Genomic DNA, 10922 nt, shown 5'->3' with positions numbered 1-10922 from the left:
CAGGTTCTTGGCCGGCTCGTAGGCGTAGCGCTCCAGCTTGAACAGGCGCAGCAGCTCAACGGCGTGCGCCTCGATTTCTTCCTCCTCCCTTCGCATACGCTGCGACTGAAGAAAGATCTCGGCCAGCCAGTAAGAAAGCCTGCCGTGATGGGCCACTTTGATATTGTCGAGCACCGTCATCTCGTTCCACAGCCGGATCGTTTGAAACGTCCGCGCGATGCCCAGCCCGTTGATGACGTGCGGCGTTTTGCCGACAAGTTCCTGGCCTTCGAAGTTGATGCTGCCTTCGCTGGCGCGGTACGCGCCCGTCACCAGATTGAACACCGTGGTCTTGCCGGCACCGTTTGGGCCGATGAGGCCGACGAGTTCGCCAGGCTCCAGGCGCAGATTGAAGTCTCCGACGGCGCGCAGCCCGCCGAAATAGTGAGTTAGTTGGTTAATCTCCAGCAGCGGCATCGCCAGCCTCCGTTATCGTCTCGATGGATTGTTTCGCTTGTTTGCCGCCGAGCAGGTTGAATTTAATCTCCCGGTTGCCAAACAGACCTTGCGGGCGGTAGAGCATGAGCAGAATCAGGATCAACGGGATGACCACCCATTTGAGTATCTTCAGCGGGCTTAGGGCTTCGACCAGAAGGGTGAAGATGATCGCTGCGATGACCGAGCCGCTAATGCTGCCCATGCCGCCCAGGTAAACCATCACCAGCGATTCGGTTGATTTTAGGATGTTGAAACTGCTGGGGTTGATCGAGGCGAGATAGTGCGCCAGCAAACCGCCCGCAACGCCCGCGATGAACGACGAAACCATAAACGCCACCAGCTTGACGCGGCGCGTGTTGACGCCCATCAGTTCAGCGGCGATCTCATCTTCGCGGATGGCGGTAATCCCCTTGCCGAAGGTAGAGTTGACCAGCAGGTAAATGACCACCAGCGACAAGATCGCAGCGATCATCACCCAATGGAAGTTGCTCCACAACGGCACACCGTTGAGGCCGCGCGGCCCCCCGACAAACGTCATGTTGTAAATGACGCCCTGCACGATGAAGTTCACGGCCAGCGTCACGATGGCGAGATAGTCGCCTCTCAGCCGCAGGACGGGGAACCCGAGAATGATACCCCAGAACGACGCCAGGATGCCGGCGAGCGGCAGGCAGATCCAGAAGGAAAAGCCGAAGTAATGGGCGAGCAGTGCGTAGGAATAGGCGCCGACCGCGTAGAAGGCGACGTAACCAAGATCAAGGAGACCGGCCAGCCCCACCACGATGTTCAGACCCCAGCCAAGCATGACATAGGTCGTCACCAGGATGGCAAGGTCAAGATACTGGCGCGAGCCCCTGGCGCCGTACATCGACATCAGCAGGAACGGCAAAACCACCGCGATGATCAGGAAGACCGGTGCCGCGAACTTGCCGAGCGGTGCAAACACCTGCGCTTTCGGCAGCAGCTTGCCGGCCGACTTGGTCAGCGGCTTGTCGGACTTCCAGACGAAGAGGTTCAGAAGAAGCCGTCCGCCGAAAACGACAGCCACCGCAATGGCGACCACCAACCAGCGGTATTCGATGCCGAGCTGCCCGCCCAGTCCGCTGGCCACTTCGGCCTTCATGCCGATCAGGATGCTGAACAGGGCGAGCGCGATCACTCCCCCGGCCGCCGCATCCTTCAGCGACTCCATAAAGAGATTGTCGGATTTTGCAGTCATGGATCAGACCTTCTCCACTTCCGGCTTGCCGAGCAGACCTTCGGGCATGAAGATCAGCACGATGGCGAGGATAGAGAAGGCCGCGACGTCCTTGTATTCAACGGAGAAATAGCCGGACCAGAAGGTTTCGATGAGGCCGATGAGCAGTCCGCCGAGCATGGCGCCCGGCAGGGAGCCGATGCCGCCGAGAACGGCCGCGGTGAAGGCCTTCACCCCTGCAAGGAAGCCGATGTAGAAATCGATCACGCCGTAGTACAGCAGGAACATGAGGCCGGCGACGGAGGCCAGGCCCGCGCCCATGACGAAGGTCAGCGAAATTGTCCGGTCGACATTCACGCCGAGCAGCGCCGCCATCTTGCGGTCCTGTTCGCAGGCCCGCTGCGCACGGCCGAGCGAGGTCTTGTTGATGAGCATGGTGAAGCCGACCATCAGTGTGAGCGTCACGACCATGATCAGGATCTGGGTATAGGAAAGCTGCACGATGAACCCTGAGCCGTCACCACCGCCGTCGCTCAAGGTAAAGCCGCCGGAAATCAGCGGCTGCAGCGGCTTGTTGCGCGCGCCTTGCGAAATCTGGACAAAGTTCTGGAGCGCAATCGAGGCCCCGATGGCCGTGATCAGCGGCGCAAGGCGGAAGGAACCGCGCAAGGGCCGGTAGGCGATACGTTCAACGGTCCAACCCCACACGGCCGTCAGGCCCATGGACAGGATCAGGACGCCGATGAGGGCCAGGATCAGCAGGGCAATCGGCAAGGAGGCCGTGATGCCGAATGCGACGATGAATATCAGCGCGATAAACGCGCCGACCATGAAGATATCGCCATGGGCGAAGTTGATCATGCCGATGATGCCGTACACCATCGTGTAGCCGATGGCGATGAGGCCATAGATGGACCCCAGCGTCACGCCATTGATCAGCTGTTGTAGGAAGTATTCCATTTCTTTTTGTTACCCCCGGAAGCAATTGCCGCTTCTTGTGACGAGACATTTTGTCTTCATTAAAGGTTCATTAGCAAGGCAGGCGGAACGAGACAATTCCTCTCGCCAAACCCGCTTCAGAAAAATACATTCCTTCGATTTTTTCAGGTTTTGCGGAAAAATTCTCCGCGAAAATGACGAATGACCCTAAAAAATCCTGATTTGTGATCTGCATTTTTTGACCCTTGAGTGCGCGAAGAGTTCACTTGGAGCCGGATGCCATGTACCACTTCGGGATGTTCGACAAATTTTCGACGCAAAGCAGGAAACAACTTGCCCGATACTGAAACTACTCCTCCCATGTTTCTGACCACCCGGGAAGTCGCCGATCTGTTGCGGGTGAAGGAGCGCAAGGTGTATGACCTTGCCGCCGCTGACGAGATCCCGCACCGGCGGATCACGGGCAAGCTTCTGTTTCCCGCCGACGAAATCCGCGCCTGGATCGACAGCTCGGGTCTCCTCCTGCCCCGGGAACGGCCGAATGTGCTCGCGGGCTCCCACGATCCGCTGCTCGACTGGGCCATCCGCGCCTCCGGCTGCGGCCTTGCCACGCTTTGCAACGGCAGCCGGGACGGGCTTGACCAGTTCAAATCCGGTGCCGCGGCCCTGGCGGGGCTTCATATTCCCGACGGCGAAAGCTGGAACATTGCCTCCGTCGCCGCCCTGAACACGGCCAATGCCGTCCTTATCGGCTGGGCCGTCCGCCAGAGAGGCCTGCTGCTTTCGCCGGAGTTGGCCGGGAAGATCCATTCCGTCCGGGACCTGAAGGGAAAGCGCGTAGCGCTGCGCCAGCCGGGCGCCGGAACCTCCATTCTGTTTGCCAGAATGCTGTCCGAGGCGGGCCTTGGGGAGAGCGATCTGGCCTGCTGCAAGGGCCAGGCACACACGGAAAGCGAGGCGGCGGCGGCCGTGGCCGCCGGCGAAGCGGATGCGGCACTTGGCCTTAAAGCCATGGCGGGCCAATACAAGTTATCCTTCCTGCCCCTGGTGGAGGAGAAATTCGACCTGCTGATCGATCGCCGGTCCTATTTCACCGCTCCGGTCCAGCAACTCCTGGCATTTGCCCGGACCGAGGACTTCAGGGAAAAGGCGGACGCGCTCGGCGGATACGATCTTCAGGCTCTCGGATCGGTTCGCTGGCTGTCGGCCTGAGGACCAACGCGAACCAAGGCTACGGACATCATGAACGACATCCGCCCGCACGAAATCACGGTTACCGCCCCCGAGCCCAACGACGCCGGGCTGACGTTTATCGGAAAGATCCATACGCCGTGGGACGACCGCAAGGATTGTCCGCGCCAGGGACGGCCCGACGGTCCGGAATGCCGGCTGGAAATCTTCGAACCCTGGGTGGCCGCGCTGAAGGGGCTCGAAAACTACGAGAGCGTCGAGGTCCTCTATTGGCTGGACAAGGGGCGGCGCGATCTCGTTGTCCAGAACCCGGGCCACAGCGACAAGACCTTCGGCACCTTTGCCCTGCGCTCTCCGATGCGGCCGAACCCGATCGGCACCGTGCTTGCCAAGCTCGTTTCGATAGACGGTCCGAACGTCATCGTGCGCGGGCTCGATTGTCTCAACGGCACGCCCCTGATCGATCTCAAGCCGGACCGCTGCGCCTTTTCCCCAAAAGCGCCGCCGAAACCGGCGGGTTAGGTTCGCGGCCGGCAAGACTGGTTCTCATCTACTCCCCCGGGCCAGCTTGACAAGCTCTGCCCGGAAATGACAATCCCGGGACAAAACCGCTCAACCGAAGCGGATAAGGGAGATTCTCATGCAGGCAAATCCGGAAACCGGCGAGACCGGTATCAACGATGTCGTGTCCATAGAAAGGCACGGCCAGATCGCCCTGATCGCGCTCGACAATCCGCCGGTCAATGCGGCTTCGCATGCCCTCAGATCGGGACTGTGGACGGCCGTCGAAGGCCTCCAGGCAGACACCGGCGTCCAGGCGATTGCCCTTTACGCCAAGGGCCGGACCTTCATTGCCGGGGCGGACATCCGTGAATTCGGCAAGCCGCCGCTCGACCCCTGGCTGCCGGAGCTGTGCAATTTCATCGAAAAATCGGTGAAGCCCATTGTCTGCGTGCTGCACGGCACGACCCTTGGCGGCGGACTGGAAGTCGCCATGTCCTGCCACGCCCGCGTGGCCCTGAAGGGCACCAAGGTCGGTCTGCCGGAAGTCACCCTCGGCATTCTGCCGGGCGCCGGAGGCACCCAACGGGCACCGCGTCTTGCCGGCATTCCGAAAGCCCTCGACATGATCACCTCCGGCAAGCCGGTTGGCGCTGAGGACGCGCTGGAGCACGGGCTGATCGACCGGATTGTCGAAGGAGATCCGCGCGAGATTGCTATCGGGTCGGCCCAGGAACTGATCGACGGCACACTGGCAGCCCGGAAGACGGGTGAGCTGACCGCCGAACCGGATGAGGCCGCCCTTGAGGCCATGCGCGCGAAGCTGGCCAAATCCCAACCGCTGCTGTTCTCGCCGCACAAATGCGTCGACGCGGTCGCAGCCTGCGGCCTGCCCGTCGAAGAGGGCATGAAGGAAGAGCGCCGCCTTTACAACGAATGCATGGAAAGCCCGCAGCGCGCGGGACTGATCCATGCTTTCTTCTCCGAACGGGCCGTCACCAAGATTCCGGAAGCCAAATCCGAACCGCGCCCGATCAATGCCATCGGCGTCATCGGCGGCGGCACCATGGGCTCCGGCATTGCGACCACCGCCCTGCTGGCAGGCGTGCCCGTGACGCTGACAGAGCGGGACCAGGCGGGACTGGACCGCGGGATCTCGGCGATTACGAAGAACCTGGATGGCGCGGTGAAACGCGGCAAGCTGTCTACTGCCGCGCGTGAGGACATATTGTCCTCGAAGCTCAAGACCTCCACCGACCTTGCCGCCCTCGCGGATGCCGACCTCATCATCGAGGCCGTTTTCGAGGACATGGACGTCAAGCGCGACATCTTCGGAACGCTCGATCGTGTCGCCAAGAAAGGCGCGGTGCTAGCCTCCAACACCTCCTATCTCGACATCAACGAGATCGCGGCGATGACCAGCCGCCCGGCGGACGTCATCGGCCTGCATTTCTTCTCGCCGGCGCACGTCATGCGGCTTCTGGAAGTCGTGGTCGCGGACAAGACCGGTGCCGACGTGGTCGCCACCGGATTTGCGCTCGCCAAGCGGCTGAAGAAGATCGCGGTGCGCTCCGGCGTCTGCGACGGTTTCATCGGCAATCGCATCATGACCTTCTACAAGAAGGCGGCCGACTACATGATGATGGACGGCGCTTCCCCGGAAGAGATCGACACCGCCATGCGCGGCTTCGGCTTCGCCATGGGCCCCTATCAGGTCGCCGACCTTGCCGGGCTCGATATTTCCTGGGCCGCCAACAAGCGCCGCGCGGCCACCCGCCCCGCTGAAGAACGCTACATCCCGATCGCCGATCGCCTGTGCGAAAATGGCTGGTTCGGCCGCAAGACCGGTCAGGGCTTCTATATCTACGACGACGAAGGCCCCCGGCCCAATCCGGATGCCCTTGCCATCATCGACGCGGTGCGCGCCGAAGCCGGCGTCACACCACGCAGCTTCTCATCGGAAGAGATCGTCAGCCGGTTCATGACCGCCATGATCTCCGAATCGATCCGTGTGCTGGAAGAGGGCATCGCGCTTCGTCCGATCGACATCGACGCGGTCTTCCTCAACGGCTACGGCTTCCCGCGCTTCCGCGGGGGCCCGATGCATACGGCGGACGTCATCGGTGCGAAAGAGCTGGTGCGCCGGATCGAGGACTACGCCCGGGAGGATGCCTACTACTGGCGGGTCCCCGCGCTTCTGCGCCAGATGGCGGAAAGCGGCGGGACGTTTGCCGACATGAACAGCAAGGGCTAGGTGGCCGCGCCCCGGCCCAGTCCCTAGCCGTGCAAAAACGGCATGCCGGGCACCAGATGGCCCGGCATCGAACCCTGCACGCCCCCGGATACGGGTCTCAGGCAATATCAGCCATCATCACCGACGTAGAACCGGTTCAGCCAATCGGCCACCAGCGCCGGGCGTTTGCCGCCTTCGATTTCCACCGTGGCCTGCCAGGTGATGTCGACCTCGCCGGGACGCGGCTCTTTCAGGTCCGAGAGGACAAAACGGCCACGCAGCCTTGCCCCACTCTTGACCGGAGCCAGGAAGCGGACACGCTCGAAGCCGTAATTGATGCCAAAGGTGGCGCCCTTGATCTTCGGCTGCGCCTCCACGCCCATGACCGACAGGAGCGACAACGTCAGGAACCCGTGCGCTATGGTGCCGCCAAAGGGTGTCTGCCTTGCGCGATCCGGATCCACGTGGATGAACTGATGATCCTTGGTGACCGCTGCAAAGGCGTCGATGTCCGCCTGTTCAACCCGATGCCACGCAGAAACGCCGACTTCCTGTCCGATCATTGCCTTCAGGTCTTCGACCGGCAGTACGCGTTCCGTCACCTCATCGCTCACTCATAGGCCTCCCGGAAGAGGTCCGGCCCGGTTTCGACATTGATGCCGCCGCTGACCGGCAGGATCGCACCGGTGACATAGGACCCGCCATAGCCGCACAGGAACTGCATCGCGGCCGCCATGTCCCCCGGACGCCCCACCCGGCCGAGAGGCACCTGGGCGCCGACACGGGACCGCACATCCTCGTCGGCCGTCGCAAAGGCCGTCATCTTGCTGACGAAGGGTCCCGGTGCCAGCGCGTTGACGGTGATGCGCCGCTCCGCAAGTTCCTTGGCGAGAATGCGCGTCAGGTGGTGGACGGCGGCCTTGGACGCCGCGTAGCTGTAGGCCCGGTCGCCATGGGGCGTTTCGCCCATGACCGAGCCGACATTAACCACACGCGCCGGATTATCATCGCTTGCCGCCCGTTCCAGAAGCGGCAAAAGGCTTTGTGTCAGCTGAAACAGGCCGGTCACGTTCACCCGCATGATCCGGTCCCAGGCCGCGTAGGGGAATTCCCCGAGCGGCATGCCCCAGCTGGTGCCGGCGTTGTTCATCAGGATGTGCAGCCTGTCCGTGCGCTTTTCCACCTCGGCGGTCAGCGCGGAGATGCCTTCCTCCGTCCCGACATCGCCACCGAAGCCTTCAACCTTGCCGTCGTAACCGAGCGCATTCAGCTCTTCCGCGGCCCTTTCGCAGGCAGCAATCTTGCGGCTGGCGATGAATACATGTGCGCCCGCGGCCACCAGCCCTTCCGCGGCCATCCGGCCGACGCCCGTTGCTCCGCCGGTCACCATCGCGGTCTTGCCCGCGAGGCTGAAAAGCAGATCCGGGGTCATGCCTCCCCCCCTTCCGCGTACTGTTTTCGAAGCGTCAGTTTGGAAACCTTGCCCGTCGCCGTCAGCGGCAGCTGGTCCACGAAGACGACGTCATCTGGAACCTGCCATTTGGCAAGCCGCTCGGCGAGCATTCCAAGGAGATCCTCTTTCTGCGGCTGCGCATCTTCCCTTGGCACCACGATCAGGAGCGGCCGCTCGTCCCACTTGGCGTCCGGTACCGCGATCACTGCGCAGTTGGCGACACCGGGATGGGACATGACGATGTTTTCCAGATCGAGCGAGGAGATCCACTCACCGCCAGATTTGATCAGATCCTTGGAGCGGTCGGTGATCAGAAGGAAGCCTGCCGGGTCGATGGCGGCGACATCACCGGTACAGAACCAGCCTTCCTTGTCGAAGACCTGATTGGTGGCCTCCGGATCCTCGAAGTAGCCCTCGGTGATCGTATTGCCACGCACATAAAGATGCCCCGACGTCTTGCCGTCATGGGGCAGGCGCCTGCCTTCGTCGTCGACGATCTTCATGTCAACCCCGAAGACGCGGCGGCCCTGGGACTGTTTCCGGTCGACACGCTTCTCGAACGGCAGATCGGCCATTTCGGGGGGCAGGTTGCACTGGGTGCCGAGCGGGCTCATTTCCGTCATGCCCCAGGCATGGCAGACATTGACGCCCATTTTCTCGAAGGCTTCGATAAGCGAGCGCGAGGCGGCCGAACCGCCGACCACGATATCGCCGAAGCCTTCCGGCAGGCGTCCGCGCTGGTTGATCTCGTTCATGAGCCCCAGCCAGACCGTCGGCACGCCCCAGGCGGAATAGACCTTTTCCCGATCCATCAGATCAAACAGGCTCTTGCCGTCCAGTGCCCCGCCCGGAAAGATCAGACTGGCCCCGGAAAGTGGAGCGCCATAGGGAAGCCCCCAGGCATTGACGTGAAAGAGCGGCACCACTGGCAGGATCCGTTTTCCCTCCTGAAGGGTTTTCGGAATCGTGACGCACTGGCTGAGGGCATGCAGCACCGTTGAGCGGTGCGAATAGAGCGTTCCCTTCGGGTTGCCGGTGGTGCCGGAGGTGTAGCAGAGGCCGGCGGCCTGATCCTCGGGGAAGTCCGGCCAGTCGAAATCACTCGCCTCGCCTTCGAGGACCTCCTCGTAGCACAGCGCTCCATCAAGCGGCGTTTCGGGCATATGCGCCCGGTCGGTCATGATGACGACCCTGAGATCGTCCGGAAAATGCGGCCGCAGCCTTTCGATGATCGGCAAGAAGGTGACGTCGGTAAAAAGCAGCCGGTCGCTGGCGTGATTGACGATGTAGATCATCTGCTCCGCCGACAGGCGCGGATTGATGGTATGGCAGACCGCACCGATGCCGGAAATGGCGTAGTAAAGCTCGAAATGCCGGTAACCGTTCCAGGCGAGTGTCGCGACCCGGTCGCCTTCCCCGATACCCAGCTTCCGCAATCCGTGCGCCAGTTTCGAGATTCGCGCCGAGGTTTCCTTGTAGGTCGTGCGGTGAATATCACCCTCGGTGCGCACCGAGACAATTTCGCTCGACGGGTAGGTATCCGCGGCGAAGGTGATGATGTCCGCGATTTTCAGCGGACGGTGCATCATCAATCCCTTCATGTGTTTCCTCCCAGAACACGGCTGCTTTCGCAGTCCCATAAAAGGGTTATGAGGGTACGTACCCTGGGGTCTGGACCCTGGCAAACCGTAGCGCGGCACCAGCAAGCTGGAAAGTCTATTTCCGCAAAACCCTTTGACAGCGCGCGCCTCTTGCGCCAAACCCTGCCGGAACCGATCCGCTGCTGAACGAAATGATTGAGATCTCTTGATGACCCAGAAACTGGTCATTGCCGTCTGCACGGCGCAGCGGCCAAAAATGCTGCAGGCCTGCCTTCACAGCCTCGACAACATGATCGAACCGGACAAGACCGAGATGTCGATCGTCGTTGTCGAAAACGATCCCGAGCCGTATTTCACCGGCGAGGCGGCCGCGGAAATGAAGAACCGGCTTTCGCTGCCGGTCTTTTTCTACCACGAGAAGCGCAAGGGCATTCCCTTTGCCCGCAACACCGCGCTGGAAGCCGCCCTTGAACACGACCCGGACTGGATCGCCCTCATCGATGACGATGAGCGCGCCGAACCCGACTGGATCGAAAAACTGCTGAAGGCCTGCCATGACCACAAGGCGGAAGTCGCCAACGGGCCGGTGCGCCGTATCTACGAAAAGCCCGCGCCGCACTGGTGGAAGTCGCAGCTCTTGAAACCGCGCCCGACCGGCACCGAGATCACCGAAGCGCCCACCAACAACGTTCTCCTGAGCGCCCGTATCGTCTCGAAGGAGGGCCTTGGCCTGCGCTTCGACGAGCGGCTGACATTCGGCAGCGAGGACATCGACTTCTTCCGCCGCACCCATGCGGCCGGAGCCAAGATGATCTGGGTCGACGACGCCTTCGTGGAAGAAGATATTCCGGCCTCGCGCGTCACCACCGGCCGGCTGCTCAGCCGTATGCACATGGCGGCAACCTCGGGTGCCTTCAACATCGTGCTGCGCGAAGGCCGCGCCAAGGCAGCTCTGCATTTCATCCCGAAAAGCTTCCGCCGCATGTTTTTCGGTCTGCTGGCAACGCTCATCGGCTTCGTGATGAAGCCCTTTGCCAAAAAGCGCGGCGAAAAGCTTTTTTACTACGGCCTGATCCGGCTGATGAAGGGCTCCGGCAACCTGCGCGGCCTGATAGGCCGGGCGCATAACTACTATGACGTCATTGATGGCAGCTGATTTGTCTTCCGCCCCCAGGAAACTGGCGCATATTCATCTTGGTGTTGACGGCGGCGCGGAAAAATTCTTCGTACGTCTGTCACGGGCATTCGCCAAACGTGGCATCGAGCAGATTGCCTTCATCAAGCCGGGCCGGCCCTGGCGCGATGAACTGGCCGAGCATTGCGACGTGC

The 10922-nt window shown here is 61.8% G+C and carries 10 protein-coding genes and 1 pseudogene; 5 read left to right on the top strand and 6 right to left on the bottom strand.

What is annotated here, in order from left to right:
* From ACQY7U_RS24890 to ACQY7U_RS24880, 3 genes are all read right to left on the bottom strand, one after another.
* The coding region (locus ACQY7U_RS24890) for an ATP-binding cassette domain-containing protein (protein ID WP_428650871.1) at positions 1-456 on the bottom strand (456 nt) is incomplete at its 3' end.
* Positions 437-1696, bottom strand: a complete 1260-nt coding sequence (locus ACQY7U_RS24885; protein ID WP_428650868.1) for an ABC transporter permease subunit — start codon at positions 1694-1696, stop codon at positions 437-439. The genes ACQY7U_RS24890 and ACQY7U_RS24885, both read right to left, overlap by 20 nt.
* A 3-nt stretch (positions 1697-1699) precedes the next feature.
* Positions 1700-2635 (bottom strand): ABC transporter permease subunit, encoded by a 936-nt coding sequence (locus tag ACQY7U_RS24880; protein WP_428650866.1) that lies wholly within the window; start codon positions 2633-2635, stop codon positions 1700-1702.
* Between the two features lie 339 nt (positions 2636-2974).
* Between ACQY7U_RS24880 and ACQY7U_RS24875 the strand changes: the two genes are divergently transcribed.
* The 3 genes from ACQY7U_RS24875 (at position 2975) to ACQY7U_RS24865 (ending at position 6560) form a co-directional block, all read left to right on the top strand.
* The gene (locus ACQY7U_RS24875) at positions 2975-3826 is read left to right on the top strand and encodes a substrate-binding domain-containing protein (protein ID WP_428650864.1); all 852 of its coding nucleotides are present in this window, start codon (positions 2975-2977) and stop codon (positions 3824-3826) included.
* A gap of 30 nt (positions 3827-3856) precedes the next feature.
* Positions 3857-4327 carry a tRNA (N6-threonylcarbamoyladenosine(37)-N6)-methyltransferase TrmO gene (gene tsaA / locus ACQY7U_RS24870; RefSeq protein ID WP_428650861.1) on the top strand — a complete coding sequence of 157 codons (471 nt, stop codon included), beginning with the start codon at positions 3857-3859 and terminating at the stop codon, positions 4325-4327.
* Positions 4328-4445: 118 nt separating this feature from the next.
* Positions 4446-6560 carry a 3-hydroxyacyl-CoA dehydrogenase NAD-binding domain-containing protein gene (locus ACQY7U_RS24865; protein WP_428650858.1) on the top strand — a complete coding sequence of 705 codons (2115 nt, stop codon included), beginning with the start codon at positions 4446-4448 and terminating at the stop codon, positions 6558-6560.
* Between the two features lie 107 nt (positions 6561-6667).
* On the opposite strand, the gene ACQY7U_RS24860 is transcribed toward ACQY7U_RS24865, so the two are convergent.
* Genes ACQY7U_RS24860 through ACQY7U_RS24850 form a run of 3 tightly spaced genes read right to left on the bottom strand, consistent with a single transcriptional unit; the run spans position 6668 to position 9593 of the window.
* Positions 6668-7102: a MaoC family dehydratase gene (locus ACQY7U_RS24860; RefSeq protein ID WP_428650874.1), complete on the bottom strand. Its 435-nt coding sequence runs from the start codon at positions 7100-7102 to the stop codon at positions 6668-6670.
* A 47-nt stretch (positions 7103-7149) separates the two neighbouring features.
* Positions 7150-7971 (bottom strand): SDR family oxidoreductase, encoded by an 822-nt coding sequence (locus ACQY7U_RS24855; protein WP_428650856.1) that lies wholly within the window; start codon positions 7969-7971, stop codon positions 7150-7152.
* On the bottom strand, positions 7968-9593 hold the full coding sequence (locus ACQY7U_RS24850; RefSeq protein ID WP_428650854.1) for a long-chain fatty acid--CoA ligase: 1626 nt from the start codon (positions 9591-9593) through the stop codon (positions 7968-7970). Before ACQY7U_RS24850 ends, ACQY7U_RS24855 begins: the two co-directional genes overlap by 4 nt.
* A 208-nt stretch (positions 9594-9801) precedes the next feature.
* Here ACQY7U_RS24850 and ACQY7U_RS24845 point away from each other — a divergent pair, with 208 nt between their 5' ends.
* Together ACQY7U_RS24845 and ACQY7U_RS24840 are read left to right on the top strand one after the other, a co-directional pair.
* Positions 9802-10749, top strand: coding sequence for a glycosyltransferase family 2 protein (locus tag ACQY7U_RS24845; RefSeq protein ID WP_428650852.1), 948 nt, complete (start codon positions 9802-9804; stop codon positions 10747-10749).
* Positions 10739-10922: pseudogene (locus ACQY7U_RS24840) on the top strand (hypothetical protein); the annotation flags it as partial. The gene ACQY7U_RS24845 and the pseudogene ACQY7U_RS24840, both read left to right, overlap by 11 nt.

The sequence above is a fragment of the Roseibium sp. genome (assembly GCF_050301095.1).
Classification (GTDB): domain Bacteria; phylum Pseudomonadota; class Alphaproteobacteria; order Rhizobiales; family Stappiaceae; genus Roseibium.
The sequence above is the reverse complement of the archived record's forward strand: the minus strand, read 5'-3'. Positions and strand labels throughout refer to the sequence as shown.